Below are 19,869 nucleotides of genomic sequence, written 5' to 3'. Positions count from 1 at the left end.
ACAACCGTGGAACCCCGACCGGGGCATTTCGTCCGCTCACCCGCCGCTCTCGCGCCGGGCACTTTTACTACGTTACCCGGTGGTTTCTGCCGTGTCAAACCGGTGTTTTCCGGTTTGTCGTGCATCACCCTTTTACCGGGCACCCCGATTCAATCGGCTTCCGCCGGTCGTTCCGAGGATTTCGGCAGGACGGCCGGCCGTCGCGGTCACCCGCGTGCTCGCCCGTTTCCCTACCGGCTGGCAACCATACCCGGTCGGTTCCGCCTCACCAAATCCGCCTCCCGGCAGACTCGGGGCACCGCCCGGTCCACGTCCCGATGGAGTCAACCATCCGGACCTGGTGGTCATTCCCGCGCCCGGCCTTCAGGATTTTCGCCCTGTTTCGTCCGTTCCGCGCTGGCAGAGAAAAAGTTACGCGCCCAGCGGAGTGATCGTCAAATCCGCTGGGCGCGTCCCGCGTCACACAGTCGACAGGCGACTATCCGCGCAGCTCGACGCCGGCGAACGAGCGCTTCCCCCGGCGCAGCACGAGGTAGCGGCCGTGCAGCAGGTCGTCCGCCGAGACGGTGGCGTCCACCTCGGAGATCCGGGTGTTGTTGACGTACGCGCCGCCCTCCGCGATCACCCGCCGCGCCTCCTTCATGCTCGGCACGAGGCCCGACTCCTTGAGCAGGCCGGCCACGTCCGGTAGTTCGTCGAGGTGCACCAGGCCGGCCTCGGTCAGCGCGGCGCGCAGCGTCTCCGGAGCCAGCTCGTCGAGCGAGCCGCGCCCGAACAACGCCTGACTCGCGGCCACCGCCTGGGCCATCTCCCGCTCGCCGTGCACGAGCGTGGTCAGCTCCTCGGCCAGTGCCCGCTGGGCCAGGCGCGCCTGCGGGCGTTCCGCAGTGGCCTTCTCCAGCTCCTCCAGCTCCTCGCGCGATCGGAAGCTGAAGTAGCGCAGGTAGCGGCTGACGTCCCGGTCGTCGGCGTTGACCCAGAACTGGTAGAACGCGTACGGGCTGGTCATCTGCGGGTCGAGCCAGATCGAGCCACCCTCGGTCTTGCCGAACTTGGTGCCGTCGGCCTTCGTGACGAGCGGCGTGACGAACGCCTGGACCGGCCCGGCCCCGCGGCGGCGGACGTAGTCGACCCCGGCGGTGATGTTGCCCCACTGGTCGGAGCCGCCGTACTGGAGCTGGCAGCCGTGCCGGCGGTGCAGCTCGAAGAAGTCGTTGGCCTGCAGGAGCTGGTAGCTGAACTCGGTGAAGCTGATACCCGTCTCCAGCCGCGCCTTGACCACCTCGCGGGCGAGCATCTTGTTCACCGGGAAGTGCTTGCCGACGTCACGGAGGAACTCGACCACCGACATCTCGCCGGTCCAGTCCAGGTTGTTCACCAGTTGCGCCGCGTTCTCCCCGGAGTACGTGACGAACGGCGAGAGCTGCTCGCGGATGCGCTCAACCCAGCCGGCGACGACCTCGGGTGAGTTGAGCGTGCGCTCGGCGCTCTCCTTCGGGTCGCCGATCTGCCCGGTGGCGCCACCGACGAGCAGCAGCGGACGGTGCCCGGCGAGCTGGAGCCGCCGCGCGGTGAGGACCTGCATGAGGTGGCCGACGTGCAGGCTCGGGGCGGTCGGGTCGAAGCCCACATAGAACGTGGCCGGCCCGGCGTCGAGCAGCGGGCGCAGCTCGTCGAGGCCGGTCGAGTCCTGGATCAGGCCCCGCCACAGCATGTCTTCGGTCAGGGAGTCCCGCCCCTGCGGGAGGTTGCTGTCGGTCACGGTCACCGATTCTCCCCCATTGCCGGGCCCGGCCCGTACCGGGTTTGCCGACGTGGCGGCGACTAGGCTGGCGGCGCCCGTCGAACGCGAGGAGGAACCGCGGTGGACATGCCGAACCTGACCGGTGGCTTCGTGGCCCTGCTGGGCCTGACGTTCGACGAGGTCAGCGGTGACCGGGTGGTGATCCGCTGGAAGGTGCGCCCGGAGCTGCACCAGCCGTACGGAATCCAGCACGGCGGCGTCTACTGCTCGGTGGTGGAGACGGCTGCCAGCATCGGCGGCGCGCTCTGGCTGGGCGACAAGGGCAACGTCGTCGGGGTGTCGAACCAGACCGACTTCCTGCGCGCGGTGCGTGACGGCGAGCTGACAGCCGTCGGCACGCCCGTGCACCGGGGCCGCAGCCAGCAGCTCTGGCTCGTGGAGATCACCGACGCGGACGGCCGGCTGGTGGCCCGGGGTCAGGTGCGGCTGCAGAACCTCACCGCCGCCTGACGTATTCGCCCGAAACCGGGCGCTGACGCCGATATCGTCGCCTCGGTGAGATCGTCCGCTCCCGACCCGACGTGAGGAAGTTGTTCGCCGCCACGCTCGGCGTGCTGTCGGCCGTCGGCGGGTTCGTCGACATCGGTGACCTGGTGGCGGCCAGTCAGGCCGGCGCGCTGTTCGGCATGGCTCACACCTGGGTGCTGCTGGCCGGGGTGGTCGGCATCTGCGCGTACGCGGAAATGGCCGGCCGGATCGCGGCGGTGAGCGGACGGGCGGTGTTCGACCTGGTCCGGGAGCGGCTCGGGCCGCGTGTGGCGCTGCTCAACCTGGTCGCGTCGTGGCTGGTCACAGTGGTCACGCTCGCCGCGGAGCTGGGCGGCGTCGCGCTGGCGTTGCAGCTGGCGACCCGGGTGAGCCACCTGTTCTGGGTTCCGTTCGCCGCGCTGGCGGTCTGGCTGGTGCTGTGGCGGCTGCGGTTCGAGCTGATGGAGCGGATCTTCGGCCTGGCCGGGCTGGCGCTGCTGGTGTTCGCGGTCGCGCTGGTGGCGCTGCCCACCGACTGGCGGGAACTCGGGCAGGGCGTGTGGCAGATCGGCGCGGCCGGGCACGGCTGGCCGCTGTACTGGTTCGTGGCGGTGGCGCTGTTCGCCTCGACCGTGAGCCCGTACGAGGTGTTCTTCTTCTCCTCCGGCGGCGTCGAGGAGCGGTGGAGCGAGGCGGACCTGGCGCGTGCCCGCTCGAACGTGCTGATCGGCTTTCCGGTGGGCGGCTTCCTGGCGTTGTCGCTGATCGCCGTCGCGACGGTGGCCCATCACCCGTCCGGGGCGTCGTTGAGCACGCTGGACGAGGTGGCGCAGCCGGTGGCGACCGCGCTCGGTGGCGCCGGCCTGGCCGCCGCGGTGCTGGCGTTCTTCGCGGTGACGTTCGGCGCGGCGCTGGAGACCGGGCTGTCGGCGGCGTACGCGGCGGCGCAGTACTTCGGGTGGCAGTGGGGCAAACGGGTCCGGCCCCGGGAGGCGGCCCGGTTCCACAGCGTGCTGCTCGTCGGGCTGCTGCTCGGTGTGGTGATGCTGATGACGACCGTCGACCCGGTGCGGCTGACCGAGTACATGCTGGTGCTGAGCGCGGTGGTGCTGCCGCTGACGTACCTGCCGATCCTGGTGGTCGCCAACGACCGCGGGTATCTCGGCGACCGGGTCAACGGGCGGTGGACGAACCTGCTCGGCGCGGTGTTCCTGCTGCTCATCGTCGCGGCCTCGGTGGCGGCGGTCCCACTGGCGATCATGACGGGGATGGGGCGATGAGGATCCAGCTCGCCAAGCGGCTGCTCGACCGGCAGATCGTCGACGTGGACGGGCGGCTGGTCGGGCGCGTCGACGACATCGCGTTCGCCGTCGACGACGAGGGCTACCCGTACGTGGACTGCCTGCTCACCGGGCAGGGCGCGCTCGGGGCGCGGATCGGCGGCCGGGCCGGGCGGCTGCTGGTGGCGGTCGCGGACCGGTTCACCGACGACCCGCCGGTGCCGCCGTTGCGCGTACCGCTGTCTGAGGTCGCCCGCGTGGACAGCGCGGTGCGGCTGCGCTGCCCGGCGGCGGACCTGCCGCCGTCGCCGGTGGAGGCGTGGCTGCGCCGGCACCTGATCGAGCGGATCCCGGGGTCCGGCCGTGCGAGCGGGTGAGCTGCTCGGCCGCACCGCGTACGACCTGCACGGGCGGCGGCTGGGCCGGGTGGTGGACGTGGTGGTGCGCGGCGGATGGCCGCCGGACCGGTTGCGGATCACCGACGTGATCGTCGCCGGGCACTGGTGGACCCGGGTGATCAGCCGGCTGATCGGCCCCGAGCTGCACCCCTCCGGGCCCTGGCTGCTGCGGGTGATCGCCCGGCTGGTCGGGCGGAGCACCCGTCAGCTGCCCGCCGACGCGGTGCAGCTGCTCCCGCCGGTGCCCGGTTTCCCGTTCGGCCCGCCGGCCGGGCGCCGGTGAGCCGAGCCCCGCTGAGCCGGGCGCCGGTGAGCCGAGCGCCGGGCGCCGGGCGCCGGTCAGCGGCGCGCGTCGTCCAGCTCGGGGGCGTCGGCCGGTTCGGCCGCGTCGTCGGTGGTGTCGTCGTCCGGGGAGTCGTCGTTGCGGCCGCGGCGGCGGACGTGCACCTCGGTGATCGCCCGCTGGTCGACGTCGGCCACCGACAGCTCCCAGCCGTCCACGGTGACCTGCTCCCCCGCCACCGTCGGGATGTGCCCGAGGCAGATCAGCACCAGCCCGGCGACAGTGGTGTAGTCGCCCGCGGGCCGGTTCGGCAGCTCCACGCCGAGGTCGGTCAGGTCGTGGACCGGGAACGTGCCGGGCAGCACCAGCGTGCCGTCGGCCTCGGTGCGCACGGCGCGCAGGTCCCGGTCGGTCTCGTCGTAGATCTCCCCGACGATCTCCTCCAGGATGTCCTCCAGCGTCACGATCCCGTCGACCGCGCCGCGCTCGTCGACCACGAGCGCGATGTGCTGGCGTTCGGCCTTGAACTGGCGCAGCGCGTCGACCACCGGCAGCGAATCGGGCAGCAGCATCGGCGGGCGGGCGATCTCGTCGACCGGCCGGTCGTCGGAGACGCCGACCAGGTCCCGCAGGTGGATGACGCCCACCGCCTCGTCCAGGCCGCCGTGGCGCACCACCGGCGCCCGGGAGTGGCCGGTCGCCGCCAGCACGAGCCGGGCGGCCTCCGCCGTGGTGCCGCTGTCGAGCGTGAAGACCTGCAACCGGGGTACGAGCACAGCCCGCAACTGCCGGTCGGCGATCTCCACCGCACCGGCGATGATCGTGCGTTGTTCCTTGGTGAAGCCGTGGTTGCCGGCCACGATGTCGCGCAGCTCGTCCGGGCCGATCTCGTCCGGCTCGGCCTTCGGGTCCAGGCCGAACAGGCGTACCACCAGGTCGGTGGTGGCGCCCAGCAGCCAGACGGCGGGCCGGGTGATGCTGGACAGCACGTCCAGCGGGCGGGCCACCAGCAGCGCCCACCGCTCGGCCGACTGCATGGCGATCCGCTTCGGGGCCAGCTCACCGAAGACCAGCGTGACGAACGTGAGCACCAGCGTGACAGCGACGATGGCAACGGTCTCGGCGGCGTTGCCGAAGACGCTCAGCAGCGGCACGAGCGGCTTGGCCAGGGACACCGCGGCGGCGGCGGAGGCGAGGAACCCGGCGAGCGTGATGCCGATCTGGATGGTGGCCAGGAACCGGTTCGGGTCCTTCGCGAGGCGGGCGAGTGTGCGTCCGCCCCGGCCGCTGCGCTCCAGCCGCTGCACCTGGCTGTCCCGCAGGGACACCAGTGCCATCTCGCTGCCGGCGAACGCCGCGTTGAGGATCACCAGCACACCGACCAGGGCAAGCTGGCTCCAGTAGCTCTGCACGACCGGTTATCTCCCTCGACCCGATCCGGGTCGGCCGATGGCCGACTCGCCGGCCGGCAGATCCGGTCGGCGTGGCCCTCTGTTGCCCCGCGGGGCCGCCGCCGAATCATGGCCGGCCCCGGCGCCGCCCGCCGGTGCCGGGTTCAGGCCGGTACGGGCAGGTCGAGCACGTACGCGCCGCCCTCGGGGCGGAACCCGAGCCGGTGGTAGTAGGGCGCGACCATGCCGGGCGGGCTGACCACCCGGCGGAAACCCCGGTCGGTGAACAGCCGGCTGCGCCGGTAGACGAACTCCCCGGGCGTGAAGTCCCGGAACGGCGGGGTCACGTAGTCCAGGTCGATCTGGGCCACCCCGCCCGGTTCGGCGTGCGAGAGCATCACGCCGACCACCTCGTCGGCGCGTACCACCAGGAAGGCCGAGCGGTCCTCGGCGGCCGGGTCCCAGTGGAAGCCGGGGTTGAACCGGGCGATGTCGGCGGCGTGCACGCGCAGCGTGTGCGCCAGGAACGCGTCGCCGGTGCCCACCTCCACCACCTGGTAGGTCTGCTCGTCGTGCCGGGTGGCCAGCAGCTTGCGCAGGTACCAGACGTTGATCACGGCGAGCACGACGTTCAGCCCGACCATCGGCCAGACCTGCACGGCGGTGTTGTAGCCGATCAGGATGAGGCAGCCGACCAGGTTGAGCGCGCGCAGCCGCAGGATCCGGGTCTGCAGCAGGGACCAGACCAGCAGCGCGGAGCCGGCCCAGCCGACGAGTTCCAGCCAGTTCACCCGGGGAGACTAGCGGTCTGCCTGGTCAGACCCCTCGGCGGGCAGCTCCAGCACGTACTCCTCGACCTCGGTGCCGCGCGACGGGGCGTACCCGGAGTCCTCGCCGACCACGACGAAGCCGCACTTGCGCAGCACCGCGAGCGAGGCGGCGTTGTCCTTGGCGGCGCGGGCGTGCAGCGGCCGGTGCGGCACCTCGCGCAGCAGCGCGCGCAGCGCGGCGGTGGCGTGGCCGCGCCCCCAGTGCGCCGCGTCGATCCAGTAGCTGACCTCGGTCTGCTCGCCGACCGGGAACGCCGCCACCCGCCCGACCAGCCGGCCGTCGACGACGACGGCGCGGTTCACGATCCGCTCGTCGGCACGGATGCGCGCCCAGTGCGCGTCGAACGCGGCCCGGTCGGACGGGTCCTTCGGGCCGAACGCGGCCATCCAGTTCGCCTGCGGGTCCTGCTCGTGGGCGAAGAAGGCGGGCAGGTCGTCGTCGCGCACCGGGCGGAGCAGCACCTCGTTGGTCACGGCCGGAACCATACGTGGCCCCACCGACACGGTCGGGACCTCCGGCCCGGTGTGTGTCCCGTCCGGCCCTGCCGCGCCGCCGGCCGGCCCGGCTACCAAGGAGGTGGAACGACTCAGCCGAGGAGGCCGGACCATGTCGAAGTACGTCTACGACTTCATCGAGGGTGATCGCAGCCGGGCCGATCTGCTCGGCGGCAAGGGCGCGAACCTCGCCGAGATGACCCGGCTCGGGTTGCCGGTGCCGCCCGGGTTCACCGTCAGCACCGACGCGTGCCGGGCGTACCTGGCCACCGGGGCGCCGCCGGCCGGGCTGTACGAGGAGATCAACGCGCATCTGCGGGAGGTGGAGGCGCGGCTGGACCGGTGGCTGGGCGACCCGCGTGACCCGCTGCTGCTGGCGGTGCGCTCCGGCGGGCGGTACTCGATGCCGGGGATGATGGAGACGATCCTCGACATCGGGCTCAACGACACCACTGTGGCGGGGCTGGCGGTCCGCACCGGCGACGAGCGGTTCGCCTGGGACTCGTACCGGCGGCTGATCCAGATGTTCGGCCGGACCGTGCACGGCATTCCGGGCGACGAGTTCGAGCACGAGCTGGCCGCGCTGCGGGCCACCGCCGGGCCCGGCGGGCCGGACGCCGGGCAGCTGCGCGACCTGGTCGACACGTACAAGAAGATCTTCGCCCGGCACGTCGGGCACGACTTCCCGCAGGCCCCGCACGAGCAGCTGTTCCTGGCCGTGCGCGCGGTGTTCGAGTCCTGGCACTCGGAACGGGCCCGGATCTACCGGCGGCAGGAACGCATCCCGGACGACCTGGGCACCGCCGTCAACGTGATGGCGATGGTGTTCGGCAACCTCGGCCCCGACTCCGGCACCGGTGTGGCGTTCACCCGCGACCCGGCCACCGGCGCCCCCGGCGTGTACGGCGACTACCTGACCGACGCGCAGGGCGAGGACGTGGTGGCGGGCATCCGCAACACGGTGCCGCTGACCGCGCTGGCGCGGCTGGACCCGGCGAGCTTCCACCGGCTGCGGGAGATCATGGCGACGCTGGAACGGCACTACCGCGACCTGTGCGACGTCGAGTTCACCATCGAGCGCGGCCGGCTGTGGATGCTCCAGACGCGGGTCGGCAAGCGCACCGCGGCGGCCGCGTTCGTGATCGCCGCGCAGCTGGCGGAGGAGGGCCTGATCACTGCCGACGAGGCGCTGACCCGGGTCACCGGGGCGCAGCTCGCCCAGCTGATGTTCCCGGCCTTCGACGCCGCCGGCGCGCCCGAGCCGCTCGCGGTCGGCGTCGGCGCCTCGCCCGGCGCGGCGGTCGGGCGGGTGGTGTTCGACTCCGCCGCCGCGGCGGCGGCCGACGGACCGGTGATCCTGGTCCGGCCGGAGACCAACCCGGACGACCTGCCCGGCATGATCGCCGCGGCCGGGGTGCTGACCTCGCGCGGCGGGAAGACCTCGCACGCCGCTGTGGTGGCCCGGGGCATGGGCCGGACCTGCGTGTGCGGGGCCGAGGCGCTGCGCATCGACGTCGAGCGCGGCGAGTTCACCGTCGGCGAGCAGGTGGTGCGCGCCGGCGAGGTGATCTCGATCGACGGCACCAGCGGGCAGATCTGGCTCGGCGAGGTGCCGGTGCAGCCGTCGCCGGTGGCCCGGTACCTGACCGGTGAGCTGCGGCCCGAGGCCGACCCGCTGGTCGCCGCCGTGCACCGGCTGCTCGGGCACGCCGACGCGGTGCGCACGCTCGGCGTCCGCGCCAACGCGGACACCCCGGACGACGCCCGGCGGGCCCGTGAACTCGGCGCCGCCGGGATCGGGCTGTGCCGCACCGAGCACATGTTCCTCGGCGAGCGCCGGGAACTGGTCGAGCGGCTTATCCTGGCCGACGGCCCGGCCGAGGTGGGCGCGGCGCTGGACGAGCTGCTGCCGTTGCAGCGGGCCGACTTCCTCGGGCTGCTCACCGCGATGGACGGGCTGCCGGTCACCGTCCGGCTGCTCGACCCGCCGCTGCACGAGTTCCTGCCTCCGCTGGCCGAGCTGACCGCCCGGGTGGCGGGCGCGCAGGCGCGCGGCGAGGAACCGGGCCACGACGGTGTGCTGCTGGCGGCGGTGCGCCGGATGCACGAGACGAACCCGATGCTGGGGCTGCGCGGCGTTCGGCTCGGGCTGGTGGTGCCGGGCCTGTTCGCGATGCAGGTGCGGGCGCTGGCCGAGGCGGCCGCGCAGCGGGTCCGGGCCGGCGGTGACCCGCGCCCGGAGATCATGGTGCCGCTGGTCGGTGACGTGCGGGAACTCGCGGCGGTGGCGGACGAGGCACGGCGGGTGCTGGCCGAGGTGCCGGACGCGCCGCAGATCCCGGTCGGCACGATGATCGAGACTCCCCGGGCGGCGCTGACCGCCGGGGAGATCGCCGCCGAGGCGCACTTCTTCTCCTTCGGCACCAACGACCTGACGCAGATGACCTGGGCGTTCTCCCGGGACGACGTGGAGGGCGCGTTCTTCTCCACGTACCTGGAACGGGGGATCTTCCCGGTGTCGCCGTTCGAGAGCATCGACGCCACCGGCGTGGGCCGGCTGGTCCGCCTCGCCGTCGCCGAGGGACGGGCGGCCCGGCCGGACCTGACCGTCGGGGTCTGCGGCGAGCACGGCGGCGACCCGGAATCGATCGGGTTCTTCGCCGCGGCCGGGCTCGACTACGTCTCCTGCTCGCCGTACCGGGTGCCGGTGGCGCGGCTGGCCGCCGGCCGGGCCGCTGTCGAGTCCCGCACCGAGAAGTCCGACTCCCGCTAGGAGGGCAGCGCCATGACCGCCATCCTCAACCCGACCGGACCGGCTGTCACGCCGGTCCCCCGGCCCGCGCCGCCGCAGGCCGCGACGCCCGCCCCCGCCCCGGCCGGCCCGGTCGGCCCGGTGCTGGAGCTGCCCGGGGACGCCGCGCTGGTGCCGGTGACCCGCGACGGCCGCCCGGTGGGCGTGTTCGTCGCGGCCGGCGGCCGGGTCCGCTACCGGCGCGTGGTCGAACCCGACCAGCTCGTCGCCGCCGCCACCGGCGCGTTCGCGGTGGCCGCGCTCACCGCCGCCGTGGCGGTGTGGTCGCGGCGCCGGCCGCCGTCGGTCGGCACCGTCACCATGGGGCCGGGCGGATGGGTCAGCCTGCGCGGCGTGCCGGCGCCGCGGCTGCGCCCGGACCACAGGCCGTGGTGGGCGCGCCTGCTGCGCCTGGTCGTCGACCGCTGACCACCCCCGGGTACGGCCGCCGGTACGGCACCGGCGGCCGTACCGCCGTTCCCCCGCCCGCCCGGGAGGGGGCCGTTGGTCCCGGGTCACCGCGGTCCTGCGCCCCTGCCCGGCAGCGCCCGGACGGACGACGCTGAGGGGGAGAACGAGACCGAGGGAGGCCCCCGATGCGCGCCAGTGTCGTCACCGCGTTCGACCGTCCGATGGAGATCACCGAGCGTCCGGTGCCGGAGGTCGGCCCGGGCGAGATCCTGGTCCGCATCGAAGCCAGCGGACTCTGCCACACCGACATCCACGCCGCCCGCGGCGAGTGGCCGGTGAAGCCCACCCCGCCGTTCGTCCCCGGTCACGAGGGCGTCGGCCTGGTCGAGAAGGTCGGCCCCGGCGTCACCGAGCACGCCGTCGGCGACCGGGTCGCGCTGCCCTGGCTCGGCTGGGCCTGCGGCACCTGCTCGTACTGCGTGACCGGCTGGGAGACGCTGTGCGAGGCGCAGCGCAACACCGGCTACGGCATCGACGGCGCGCACGCCGAGTACGCGGTCGCCGCCGCCCGCTACGCGGTCCGCGTGCCCGACGGCGTGGACCCGTTCGAGGCCGCGCCGCTGACCTGCGCGGGCGTCACCACGTACAAGGCCGTCAAGGTCGCCGGGGTACGACCGGGCGAGCGGGTGGCGATCTTCGGCATCGGCGGCCTGGGCCACCTCGCGCAGCAGTACGCGCAGATCTTCGGCGCCGAGACGGTAGCTGTGGACGTGACCGCCGAGAAGCTGGAACTGGCCACCTCGCTGGGCGCGGCGCACACCGTCGACGCCGCCACCACCGACCCGGTCGAGCGGATCACCGCGCTGGGCGGCGTGGACGTGGCGATCGTGCTCGCCGCGAGCCCCCGGGTGATCGAGCAGGCCCACCGCTCGCTGCGCCGCGGCGGCCGGCTGGTGCTGGTGTCGCTGCCCGCCGACAACGCGGTCACCCTGCCCGTCTTCGAGACGGTGCTCAAGGGCATCACGGTGCTCGGCTCGATCGTCGGCACCCGCGCCGACCTGGCCGAGGTCTTCGCGCTGCACGCCGCCGGCCGCACCCGGGTCGTCTACGAGACCCGCAAGCTCGACGAGATCAACGACGCGGTGGACGACGTCCTCGCCGGCCGGGTCGCCGCCCGGCTCGTGCTCCAGCCCTGACCCCCGCCCCCGGTCCCCGCGACCCGTGGGGACCGGGCCACCGCCGACGCCCGGAGAGGGACCGACATGACCGCCACCGAACCCCTGGCCCCCTGGCGCGGATTCCACGCCGGAGCATGGCAGGAGACGATCGACGTGGCCGACTTCGTCCGCCACAACCACGAGCCGTACACCGGGGACGCGTCGTTCCTCGCCGGGCCGACGCCGCGCACGCTCGCCGTGTGGGACCGGCTGCGGGAGATGTTCGGCGAGGAGCGGCGGCGCGGCGTGTACGACGTCGACGCGGCCACCCCGTCGGCCATCACCTCGCACGCCCCGGGCTACATCGACCGGGAGCGGGAACTGATCGTCGGTTTGCAGACCGACGCGCCGCTGCGGCGGGCGATCATGCCGGCCGGCGGGCTGCGGATGGTGGAGACCGCGCTGCGGGCGTACGGGCGCGAACCGGACCCGCGGGTGCACGAGATCTTCACCCGGTACCGCCGCACCCACAACGACGCGGTCTTCGACGCGTACCCGGCGAGTGTGCTGGCGGCGCGGCGGTCGCACGTCATCACCGGGCTGCCCGACGCGTACGGGCGCGGGCGGATCATCGGCGACTACCGCCGGGTGGCGCTGTACGGCGTGGACCGGCTGGTCGTCCAGCGCCGCGCGCTCAAGGCGGCGCTGGACGACCGGCGCAGCACCGACGACGTGATCCGCGACCGGGAGGAACTGGCCGAGCAGATCCGCGCGCTCGGTGAGCTGAAGGAGATGGCCGCCTCGTACGGCTTCGACATCTCCCGCCCGGCCGCGACCGGCGCGCAGGCGATCCAGTGGCTCTACTTCGCCTACCTGGCCGCCACCAAGGAGCAGAACGGCGCCGCGATGTCGCTGGGCCGCACCGCCGGGTTCGTCGACGCGTACCTGCGGCGGGACATCGCCGAGGGGCGGCTGGACGAGAGCGGCGCGCAGGAGCTGATCGACGACTTCGTGATCAAGCTGCGGATCATCCGCTTCCTGCGCACCCCCGAGTACGACCAGCTGTTCTCCGGCGACCCGACCTGGGTCACCGAGTCGCTCGGCGGCATGGGCGCGGACGGACGGCCGCTGGTCACCCGCACCGCGTTCCGCTACCTGCAGACGCTCTACAACCTCGGCCCGGCGCCGGAGCCGAACCTCACTGTGCTCTGGTCGCCCCGCCTGCCGGAGGGGTTCAAGCGGTTCTGCGCCCAGGTGTCGCTGGACACCAGCGCCATCCAGTACGAGAACGACGAGCTGATCCGCCCGGCGTACGACGACGACACCGCGATCGCCTGCTGCGTGTCGGCCATGCGGGTCGGCCGGGACATGCAGTTCTTCGGCGCCCGGGCGAACCTCGCGAAGGCGCTGCTGTACGCGATCAACGGCGGCCGGGACGAGCTGACCGGCACGCAGGTGGCCCCGCCGGCCGCGCCGGTCGGCGGCGAGACGCTCGACTACGACGAGGTGCTGGCCGCGTACGACCGGACACTGGACTGGCTCGCCGAGACGTACGTGGACGCGCTGAACGTGATCCACCACCAGCACGACAGGTACGCGTACGAGCGGCTGGAGATGGCACTGCACGACCATCCGGTGCGCCGATTCATGGCCACCGGCATCGCCGGGCTGTCGGTCGCGGTGGACAGCCTGTCGGCCATCCGGTACGGCCGGGTGAAGGTGCTGCGCGACGAGTCCGGGCTGGCCGTCGACTACGCGGTCGAGGGCGAGTTCCCCACGTACGGCAACGACGACGACCGGGCCGACGAGATCGCGGTGTGGCTGGTCGAGACGTTCGCGGAGAAGCTGCGCCGGCAGCGCACGTACCGCGACGCGGAGCTGACCATGTCGGTGCTGACCATCACCTCGAACGTGGTGTACGGCAAGCACACCGGCAACACGCCGGACGGGCGGCGCGCCGGTGAGCCGTTCGCGCCGGGGGCGAACCCGATGAACGGGCGGGACACCCACGGCCTGGTCGCGTCGGCGCTGTCGGTGGCGAAGCTGCCGTACGACGCGGCCCGTGACGGCATCTCGCTGACCGGCACCGTCACGCCGGACGGCCTGGGTCACACCCGCGACGAGCGGATCGCGAACCTGGCCGGGGTGCTCGACGGCTACGCCGACGCGGGCGGGTTCCACCTCAACGTCAACGTGCTGGACCGGGCCACGCTGCTGGACGCGATGGCGCACCCGGAGCGGTACCCGCAGCTCACCGTCCGGGTCTCCGGGTACGCGGTGAACTTCGTCCGGCTCACGCCGGAGCAGCAGCGCGACGTGGTGTCGCGGACCTTCCACGGGTCGCTGTGAACGGCCGCCCGCCCGCGCCGCCGGAGGTGACTCCGGCGGCGCCGGGTGCCGTCACCGGCGCTGTGCACTCGTGGGACACGTCGGTCGGGGTGGACGGGCCGGGCACCCGGTTCGTGGTCTTCCTGGCCGGCTGCCCGCTGCGCTGCCGCTACTGCCACAGCCCGGACACCTGGTACGGCCGCAGCGGCCGGCGTCGCACGGTGGACGAGATGGTCGCGCTCGCCACCCGCTACCGGCGGTTCATCCAGGTCGCGGGCGGCGGCGTCACGGTGAGCGGTGGGGAGCCGCTGCTGCAACCGGCGTTCACCGGCGAGCTGCTGCGCCGCTGCCACGACCTCGGCCTGCACACCGCGCTGGACACCTCCGGCTTCCTCGGCGTCCGCGCCGACGACGCGCTTCTGGACGCCACCGACCTGGTGCTGCTCGACGTGAAGGCGGGCAACCCGCAGACGTACCGGCGGGTCACCGGCACCGGCCGGCTCGCGCCGACGCTGCGATTCGCGCAGCGGCTGGCCGACCGGGGTACGCCGATGTGGATCCGGTACGTGCTCGTGCCCGGGCTGACCGACGCGGTCGACGAGGTGGAGCGGGTGGCCGACGTCGCCGCCGGCCTGGCGACGGTGCAGCGCGTCGAGGTGCTGCCGTTCCACCGGCTCGGCGCGCACAAGTACGCCGAGCTGGGGCTGACCTTTCCGCTGGCGGACACCGAGCCGCCGGACGCCGCACTGCTGACCCGGGTACGCGGGCAGTTCGCCGCCCGCGGCCTCACCGTCACCTGAGCGGCGTGCCCCACGACGCACTACGATCGGCGCATGTCTCGTCTTCGCCCGGCTTCCCGTGTCCGCGCCCTGGTCGCCACTGGCGCGCAGGCCACCGGGGCGCGGGCCGTCGGCGCCCAGGCGACCGGCGCGGGCGCGACCGGCGCGCGAGCGTTGGGCGCGACGGCCGTCGGCGCGCTGGCCTTCGGCGCGTTCGCGCTCGGCGCCGTGGCGGTGGGCTCGCTCGTGGTCGGCCGGCTCGCCGTGCGCCGCGCGGTGATCCGCGAGCTGCGCATCGGCCGGCTCGAGGTGGACGAGCTGGTCGTCCGCGACCGCTGAGCCCTAGCTGGCCGCCGCCGTCGGGTAGCCGTAGAGGTCGAGCAGCCGCACCCGGGACGCCTGGAGCCGGTCCACCACCACGCTCATGAACCGGGTGGTGAGCTGGCGGCCGAGCGTGTCGTCGGACTCCATCAGCCGGCGTACCCCGTCGGCGTCGAGTTCCAGGGCGGTGCTGCGCTGGGTGGCGACCGCGCCGAACTGCCAGCGGTACGGCGGGAACAGCCAGGACCAGCCGAGCACCCCGCCCGGCCCGATCGTCTCGATGCCCACGTCACCGCGGCCCGGCACCGGGAAGTCGAGCGCCACCTGACCGCCGCGGACCAGCCAGAACCGGTCGGCCGGCTGGCCGGAGCGGAACAGCCGGTGCCCGGGGTGCCAGACCACCGGGCGGGCGTAACCGGTGAGCCGGGGCAGCCACTCGTCGGGCAGCCCGGCCAGGAACGGATGGACGCGGAGCATCTCCAGCGGGGTCATCGTGCCTCCAGGATCGACAGGAGGGAGCACTGAGTTCCATTTCACCGCGCCGTCGCCCCGGCCGGTAGGGGCCGATGGTCCCGGCCCGGCCGGGCGGATCGACTCTGCCCAGGTGAGGGCCGTCGGCGCAGGCTGAGGGGGAACCGAAGGAGGACGTGATGACCGACAGAACCGGTGCCCCCGTCGTGGTGGGTGTGGACGGCTCCCCGTCCGCGCTGGACGCGGTACGGCTGGCCGCGCGCGAGGCGGTGCTGCGGCACCGGCCGCTGCGAGTGGTGAACGCGTTCCTGTGGCCGCTGGTCGGCACGCCGCTGGGCATGGTCGCCCCGGTGCTGCCCGACATCGAACTGCGGCAGGAGGCCGAGAAGCTGGTCGAGGAGGCGGTGGACGAGGCCCGCAAGGTCGACGCGGACCTGGCGGTGACCGGGGCCGTGGTCGACGGCGGCCCGGTCGCGGTGCTGCTGCGGGAGAGCCGCGACGCCGCGCTGGTCGTGCTGGGTCACCGAGGGCTGGGCGGCTTCGCCGAACTGCTGGTCGGCTCCGCCGCGGTGCAGCTCTCCGCCCGCGCGGACTGCCCGGTGCTCGTGGCCCGCGGTGAGGCCCGCGCCGACGGCCCTGTGGTGGTCGGCGTGGACGGCTCGGCGCTGTCCGACGAGGCGGTCGGCTTCGCGTTCGCCGAAGCCGCGGCGCGCGGCGCCGAACTGGTCGTGGTGCACACCTGGCTCTACCCGCAGCCGGTGAGCTACCGGGAGGCGTTCGGCGACGTCGTGCCGCTGGCGTACGACCCGCGGGAGCTGCGTGCCGACGAGCAGCGGGTGCTGGCCGAGGCGGTCGCCGGATGGGCCGAGCGCTACCCGGAGGCCACGGTGCGGCCGAAGCTGGTCGCCGCCGCCACCCCGGCCCGGGTGCTCGTCGAGGAGTCCGTCGGCGCGCAGCTGACGGTGGTCGGCGCGCACGGTCGCGGTAGCCTCGGTGCGCTGCTGCTCGGCTCGGTCAGCCACGCCGTGCTGCACCACTGCCACAGCCCGCTCGCCGTCGTCCGGCACCAGGGGAACCGCGCCCGCTGAGCCGGTTCCCCGGCCCGGGCGGGGCCGGTACCGCCACAATGGCCTGAGCCGACCGGAGGGAAAGCACCAGATGAACCGACCCGTCGTGGCGGGGGTGGACGGCTCGCCGTCCAGCCTGGCCGCCGCCGACCTGGCCGCTGCGACCGCCGTCGCCCGTTCCCGGCCGCTGCTGCTGGTGCACGGCTATCTGCACCCACTGGGCTACGGCGTGCCGCTCAACCCGTACGACCTGGGGGTGCCGGCGCCCACCGCGGAGTCGGAGAAGATGCTGGAGTCGGTCGCCGCCGACCTGGCCGAGCGGCACCCGGGCCTGCGGGTGCAGGTGCGCCAGGTCGCCGGCGGTCCGGGCGCGACGATGGTCGAGGAGTCCCGCCGCGCCGAACTGGTCGTGGTGGGCAGCCGGGGCGTGGGCGGTTTCGCCGGCCTGCTGCTCGGCTCGGTCAGCGGGCAGCTCGCGCAGCACGGGCACTGCCCGGTGCTGATCGTCCGGCCCGAGGAGCAGCCGATCCCGGTGGAGGGTCCGGTGCTGGTCGGCGTGGACGGGTCCGACTCGGCCGCGTACGCGATCGAGCTGGCAGCGGACGAGGCCGAGCGGCGCGACGCGGAGCTGGTGCTGATGCACGTCCGATCGCCGGAACGCGGCGCGGTGGCGCCGCAGGTCGCGGCGGAGGCGTCCACCGCCGAGCGGGCCGAGGCGGCCGGGCTGCTGGCCGAGGCCGCGGGCCGGGTCCGGGCGGCGCACCCGGGGCTGCGGGTGACGGAGCGGTCGGTGACCGCCGCCTCGCCGGAGACCGCGCTGCGGGAGGCCAGCGGCGAGGCGTCGCTCGTGGTGGTCGGCTCCCGGGGCCGGGGCGGCTTCGCCGGGCTGCTGCTCGGCTCGGTCAGCCAGGCGATGGTGCAGCACTCCCACTGCCCGGTGCTCGTCGCCCACCGGCCCGAGCCGGCCGGCGACTGAGACACCGCTGATCACCGCCGCCCCGGCCTTGCTCAGGCCGGGGCGTGGCCTGCTCAGGACGGGTCTCGGCCCGCGAGCAGGTCGGCGAAGTCGGTGGTGAGCGCGAACGGGTCGGCCGGGCCGGTCGCGGGCGGACGGCGGTCCACCTGCTCGGCCAGCTCGGCCCCGGCCCGGCGGATCCGGGACCGCAGCGCGCTGTCGCCGTCGTCACCGGCCCAGTCCTCGGGCGCGGCGAACACCGCGGTGGGCAGCGTCGCCGCCCGCAGGTACGTGAACATCGGCCGGACCGCGTGCTCCAGCGCGAGCGAGTGCCGGGCGGTGCCGCCGGTCGCCCCGAGCAGCACCGGCTTGCCGGCCAGCGCGTCCCGGTCGACCACGTCGAAGAACGACTTGAACAGCCCGTTGTATGACGCGTTGAAGATCGGCGTCACCGCGATCAGCCCGTCGGCGGCCGCCACGGCGTCGAGCGTGCGCCGCAGCGCGGCCGGTGCGAAGCCGGTGAGCAGGTGGTTCACCACGTCGTGGGCGTGCTCGCGCAGCTCCACCACGCGCAGCTCCGCAGCGGCGCCGCGGCCGGCCAGCTCGTCGCGGGCGGCCGCGGCGAGCTGGTCGGCGAGCAGGCGGGTGGACGACGGCTGGCCGAGACCGGCCGACACGACAGCGAGGGTACGGCTGGTCATCGCTGCTCCCCGGCGGCCGGGGCGGCGTCGCGGGCGGCCAGCAGGCTCGCGTGGGTGGGCGCCTCGGGCACGTGCGCGGGACGCAGCGAGTCGAACTCCTTGCGCAGCACCGGGACCACCTCCTCGCCCAGCAGGTCGAGCTGCTCCAGCACCGTCTTCAGCGGCAGCCCGGCGTGGTCCATCAGGAACAGCTGCCGCTGGTAGTCGCCGACGTACTCGCGGAAGCCCAGCGTGCGGTCGATGACCTGCTGCGGGCTGCCCACTGTCAGCGGCGTCTCCCGGGTGAACTCCTCCAGCGACGGACCGTGCCCGTAGACCGGGGCGTTGTCGAAGTAGGGACGGAACTCGCGTACCGCGTCCTGGGAGTTGCGGCGCATGAAGACCTGCCCGCCGAGGCCGACGACGGCCTGGTCCGGGGAGCCGTGGCCGTAGTGGGCGAACCGCTCCCGGTAGAGGCCGACCATCCGCTGGGTGTGCTCCTTGGGCCAGAAGATGTGGTTGGCGAAGAAGCCGTCGCCGTAGTACGCGGCCTGCTCGGCGATCTCCGGGCTGCGGATCGAGCCGTGCCAGACGAACGGCGGTACGCCGTCGAGCGGGCGCGGGGTCGACGTGAACGACTGCAGCGGCGTACGGAACCGGCCCTTCCAGTCGACCGCGTCCTCCCGCCACAGCCGGTGCAGCAGGTCGTAGTTCTCGATGGCCAGCGGGATGCCGTTGCGGATGTCCTGCCCGAACCACGGGTAGACCGGGCCGGTGTTGCCGCGGCCCATCATCAGGTCCACCCGGCCGTCGGCCAGGTGCTGGAGCATCGCGTAGTCCTCGGCGATCTTCACCGGGTCGTTCGTGGTGATCAGGGTGGTCGAGGTCGACAGCAGCAGCCGTTCGGTGCGCGCGGCGATCCAGCCGAGCATGGTGGTCGGCGAGGACGGCACGAACGGCGGGTTGTGGTGCTCGCCGGTGGCGAAGACGTCGAGGCCGACCTCTTCGGCCTTGAGCGCGATGGCGGTCATGGCCTTGATCCGCTCACGCTCGGACGGCAGCCGCCCGTTCGTGGGGTCGACGGTGACGTCACCGACGGTGAAGACTCCGAACTGCATGACCAGCTCCTCGCGTGGGGTCCGGACCGGTCGGCCCGGGATCGCTCCTCACGACATATTTGACGAGTCAACTATTCCGGTGGCCGCCCGCCCCGGCGTGGCCCGGATCACGCGCTCTCCACCGACTACCCTTGCCGCGATGACGTACCCCTGGCTCGACGCACCGGCCGCGCAGGTAGCGGACACCGCCCGGACACTGCTCGGCTGGACCGTGTCGGCCGGCGGCGTCACGATCCGGCTCACCGAGGTCGAGGCGTACGCGGGCACCGGCGAGGACCCGGCGTCGCACGCCCACCGCGGGCCGACGCCGCGCAACAGGGTGATGTTCGGGCCCGCCGGGCACGTGTACGTGTACTTCGTGTTCGGCATGCACTGGTGCGCGAACATCGTCTGCGGTCGCGACGGCGAGGCGGCGGCGGTGCTGCTGCGCGCGGGCGAGGTGGTCGACGGCGTCGAGATCGCCCGCGAGCGCCGGCCGCGCGCCGCCGACCGGGAGCTGGCCCGCGGACCGGCGCGGCTGGTCACCGCGCTCGGGCTCGGGCGGGAGGCGAACGGCACCTCGGCCGTCGACGGCAGCGGTCCGTTGCTGCTGACGCCACCGGCGAGCCCGGTCGACCCGGCGCGGATCGTCGCCGGGCCGCGCGTCGGGGTCGCCGCCGCGCACGATCTGCCGTGGCGGTTCTGGCTGGCGGACGAGCGCAGCGTCAGCGTCTACCGGCGGCACGTCCCACGCCGCCGGCCCGGCCCGACCGCCTCGATGCGGAACTCACCGGCCTGAATCGGCCGTTCCGGGCAACCCGGAACATCCTGCAGCGCGTCTGAAGTGCATGAAGCGCCGCCTT

Annotated in this window: 20 protein-coding genes; 13 read left to right on the top strand and 7 right to left on the bottom strand. The window is 73.8% G+C overall.

The features are described 5' to 3' along the window. Positions 1–478: 478 nt before the first annotated feature. Positions 479–1,762 carry a tyrosine--tRNA ligase gene (gene tyrS, locus Q3W68_RS16100; RefSeq protein WP_302906205.1) on the bottom strand — a complete coding sequence of 428 codons (1,284 nt, stop codon included), beginning with the start codon at positions 1,760–1,762 and terminating at the stop codon, positions 479–481. Positions 1,763–1,870: 108 nt separating this feature from the next. Here tyrS and Q3W68_RS16095 point away from each other — a divergent pair, with 108 nt between their 5' ends. The 4 genes from Q3W68_RS16095 to Q3W68_RS16080 all read left to right on the top strand — a co-directional run bounded on the left by Q3W68_RS16095 (position 1,871) and on the right by Q3W68_RS16080 (position 4,233). Next, entirely contained in the window at positions 1,871–2,254 is a 384-nt protein-coding gene (locus Q3W68_RS16095; protein ID WP_175438812.1) for a PaaI family thioesterase, read from the top strand. Positions 2,255–2,325: 71 nt separating this feature from the next. Then, entirely contained in the window at positions 2,326–3,552 is a 1,227-nt protein-coding gene (locus Q3W68_RS16090; protein ID WP_302906177.1) for an NRAMP family divalent metal transporter, read from the top strand. Beyond that, on the top strand, positions 3,549–3,929 hold the full coding sequence (locus Q3W68_RS16085; protein ID WP_302906176.1) for a hypothetical protein: 381 nt from the start codon (positions 3,549–3,551) through the stop codon (positions 3,927–3,929). Before Q3W68_RS16090 ends, Q3W68_RS16085 begins: the two co-directional genes overlap by 4 nt. After that, the gene (locus Q3W68_RS16080; protein ID WP_018785126.1) at positions 3,916–4,233 is read left to right on the top strand and encodes a hypothetical protein; all 318 of its coding nucleotides are present in this window, start codon (positions 3,916–3,918) and stop codon (positions 4,231–4,233) included. The genes Q3W68_RS16085 and Q3W68_RS16080 overlap by 14 nt, the downstream gene beginning before the upstream one ends. Before the next feature lie 56 nt (positions 4,234–4,289). Here the strand turns inward: Q3W68_RS16080 and Q3W68_RS16075 are convergent, their stop codons facing one another. The 3 genes from Q3W68_RS16075 to Q3W68_RS16065 all read right to left on the bottom strand — a co-directional run bounded on the left by Q3W68_RS16075 (position 4,290) and on the right by Q3W68_RS16065 (position 6,928). Beyond that, on the bottom strand, positions 4,290–5,645 hold the full coding sequence (locus Q3W68_RS16075; RefSeq protein ID WP_302906175.1) for a hemolysin family protein: 1,356 nt from the start codon (positions 5,643–5,645) through the stop codon (positions 4,290–4,292). Positions 5,646–5,788: 143 nt separating this feature from the next. Beyond that, positions 5,789–6,415, bottom strand: coding sequence for a hypothetical protein (locus Q3W68_RS16070; RefSeq protein ID WP_302906174.1), 627 nt, complete (start codon positions 6,413–6,415; stop codon positions 5,789–5,791). A 9-nt stretch (positions 6,416–6,424) separates the two neighbouring features. Then, positions 6,425–6,928, bottom strand: a complete 504-nt coding sequence (locus Q3W68_RS16065) for a GNAT family N-acetyltransferase (RefSeq protein WP_302906173.1) — start codon at positions 6,926–6,928, stop codon at positions 6,425–6,427. 133 nt (positions 6,929–7,061) lie between these two features. Here Q3W68_RS16065 and ppdK point away from each other — a divergent pair, with 133 nt between their 5' ends. The 6 genes from ppdK to Q3W68_RS16035 all read left to right on the top strand — a co-directional run bounded on the left by ppdK (position 7,062) and on the right by Q3W68_RS16035 (position 14,754). Beyond that, positions 7,062–9,722, top strand: coding sequence for a pyruvate, phosphate dikinase (gene ppdK / locus Q3W68_RS16060; protein ID WP_302906172.1), 2,661 nt, complete (start codon positions 7,062–7,064; stop codon positions 9,720–9,722). A gap of 12 nt (positions 9,723–9,734) precedes the next feature. Beyond that, on the top strand, positions 9,735–10,169 hold the full coding sequence (locus tag Q3W68_RS16055; protein WP_302906171.1) for a hypothetical protein: 435 nt from the start codon (positions 9,735–9,737) through the stop codon (positions 10,167–10,169). Positions 10,170–10,336: 167 nt separating this feature from the next. Then, positions 10,337–11,347 (top strand): zinc-dependent alcohol dehydrogenase, encoded by a 1,011-nt coding sequence (locus Q3W68_RS16050; RefSeq protein ID WP_302906170.1) that lies wholly within the window; start codon positions 10,337–10,339, stop codon positions 11,345–11,347. Positions 11,348–11,413: 66 nt separating this feature from the next. Continuing rightward, positions 11,414–13,657 carry a formate C-acetyltransferase gene (gene pflB / locus Q3W68_RS16045; RefSeq protein ID WP_302906169.1) on the top strand — a complete coding sequence of 748 codons (2,244 nt, stop codon included), beginning with the start codon at positions 11,414–11,416 and terminating at the stop codon, positions 13,655–13,657. Next, positions 13,654–14,436 carry a pyruvate formate-lyase-activating protein gene (gene pflA / locus Q3W68_RS16040; protein ID WP_302906168.1) on the top strand — a complete coding sequence of 261 codons (783 nt, stop codon included), beginning with the start codon at positions 13,654–13,656 and terminating at the stop codon, positions 14,434–14,436. Before pflB ends, pflA begins: the two co-directional genes overlap by 4 nt. A 33-nt stretch (positions 14,437–14,469) precedes the next feature. Continuing rightward, positions 14,470–14,754 carry a hypothetical protein gene (locus tag Q3W68_RS16035; RefSeq protein WP_302906167.1) on the top strand — a complete coding sequence of 95 codons (285 nt, stop codon included), beginning with the start codon at positions 14,470–14,472 and terminating at the stop codon, positions 14,752–14,754. 3 nt (positions 14,755–14,757) lie between these two features. Here the strand turns inward: Q3W68_RS16035 and Q3W68_RS16030 are convergent, their stop codons facing one another. After that, positions 14,758–15,228 carry a cyclic nucleotide-binding domain-containing protein gene (locus tag Q3W68_RS16030; RefSeq protein WP_302906166.1) on the bottom strand — a complete coding sequence of 157 codons (471 nt, stop codon included), beginning with the start codon at positions 15,226–15,228 and terminating at the stop codon, positions 14,758–14,760. Positions 15,229–15,386: 158 nt separating this feature from the next. On the opposite strand from Q3W68_RS16030, the gene Q3W68_RS16025 reads away from it, so the two are divergent. Both Q3W68_RS16025 and Q3W68_RS16020 read left to right on the top strand, forming a co-directional pair. Continuing rightward, positions 15,387–16,295, top strand: coding sequence for a universal stress protein (locus Q3W68_RS16025; RefSeq protein WP_302906165.1), 909 nt, complete (start codon positions 15,387–15,389; stop codon positions 16,293–16,295). A gap of 70 nt (positions 16,296–16,365) precedes the next feature. Continuing rightward, the gene (locus Q3W68_RS16020; RefSeq protein ID WP_302906164.1) at positions 16,366–17,250 is read left to right on the top strand and encodes a universal stress protein; all 885 of its coding nucleotides are present in this window, start codon (positions 16,366–16,368) and stop codon (positions 17,248–17,250) included. 53 nt (positions 17,251–17,303) lie between these two features. Here the strand turns inward: Q3W68_RS16020 and Q3W68_RS16015 are convergent, their stop codons facing one another. After that, entirely contained in the window at positions 17,304–17,930 is a 627-nt protein-coding gene (locus Q3W68_RS16015; protein WP_302906163.1) for a CE1759 family FMN reductase, read from the bottom strand. Beyond that, positions 17,927–19,027 (bottom strand): LLM class flavin-dependent oxidoreductase, encoded by a 1,101-nt coding sequence (locus tag Q3W68_RS16010; RefSeq protein ID WP_302906162.1) that lies wholly within the window; start codon positions 19,025–19,027, stop codon positions 17,927–17,929. Before Q3W68_RS16010 ends, Q3W68_RS16015 begins: the two co-directional genes overlap by 4 nt. 139 nt (positions 19,028–19,166) lie before the next feature. Between Q3W68_RS16010 and Q3W68_RS16005 the strand changes: the two genes are divergently transcribed. Further along, positions 19,167–19,805 carry a DNA-3-methyladenine glycosylase gene (locus Q3W68_RS16005; protein WP_302906161.1) on the top strand — a complete coding sequence of 213 codons (639 nt, stop codon included), beginning with the start codon at positions 19,167–19,169 and terminating at the stop codon, positions 19,803–19,805. Positions 19,806–19,869 lie beyond the last annotated feature (64 nt).

This window comes from Micromonospora sp. C28ISP2-4, assembly GCF_030519385.1.
Classification (GTDB): Bacteria; Actinomycetota; Actinomycetes; order Mycobacteriales; family Micromonosporaceae; genus Micromonospora; species Micromonospora tulbaghiae.
This window is presented reverse-complemented; position numbering and strand designations above follow the sequence as displayed.

Excerpts from the sequence above, each read along its gene's own strand:
- pflB (WP_302906169.1), top strand. The coding sequence starts at position 11,414 with ATGACCGCCACCGAACCCCTGGCCCCCTGGCGCGGATTCCACGCCGGA.
- Q3W68_RS16085 (WP_302906176.1), top strand. The coding sequence starts at position 3,549 with ATGAGGATCCAGCTCGCCAAGCGGCTGCTCGACCGGCAGATCGTCGAC.
- Q3W68_RS16030 (WP_302906166.1), bottom strand. The coding sequence starts at position 15,228 with ATGACCCCGCTGGAGATGCTCCGCGTCCATCCGTTCCTGGCCGGGCTG.
- Q3W68_RS16095 (WP_175438812.1), top strand. The coding sequence starts at position 1,871 with ATGCCGAACCTGACCGGTGGCTTCGTGGCCCTGCTGGGCCTGACGTTC.
- Q3W68_RS16005 (WP_302906161.1), top strand. The coding sequence starts at position 19,167 with ATGACGTACCCCTGGCTCGACGCACCGGCCGCGCAGGTAGCGGACACC.
- Q3W68_RS16050 (WP_302906170.1), top strand. The coding sequence starts at position 10,337 with ATGCGCGCCAGTGTCGTCACCGCGTTCGACCGTCCGATGGAGATCACC.
- Q3W68_RS16015 (WP_302906163.1), bottom strand. The coding sequence starts at position 17,930 with ATGACCAGCCGTACCCTCGCTGTCGTGTCGGCCGGTCTCGGCCAGCCG.
- Q3W68_RS16055 (WP_302906171.1), top strand. The coding sequence starts at position 9,735 with ATGACCGCCATCCTCAACCCGACCGGACCGGCTGTCACGCCGGTCCCC.
- ppdK (WP_302906172.1), top strand. The coding sequence starts at position 7,062 with ATGTCGAAGTACGTCTACGACTTCATCGAGGGTGATCGCAGCCGGGCC.
- Q3W68_RS16020 (WP_302906164.1), top strand. The coding sequence starts at position 16,366 with ATGAACCGACCCGTCGTGGCGGGGGTGGACGGCTCGCCGTCCAGCCTG.
- Q3W68_RS16025 (WP_302906165.1), top strand. The coding sequence starts at position 15,387 with ATGACCGACAGAACCGGTGCCCCCGTCGTGGTGGGTGTGGACGGCTCC.
- Q3W68_RS16035 (WP_302906167.1), top strand. The coding sequence starts at position 14,470 with ATGTCTCGTCTTCGCCCGGCTTCCCGTGTCCGCGCCCTGGTCGCCACT.
- Q3W68_RS16010 (WP_302906162.1), bottom strand. The coding sequence starts at position 19,027 with ATGCAGTTCGGAGTCTTCACCGTCGGTGACGTCACCGTCGACCCCACG.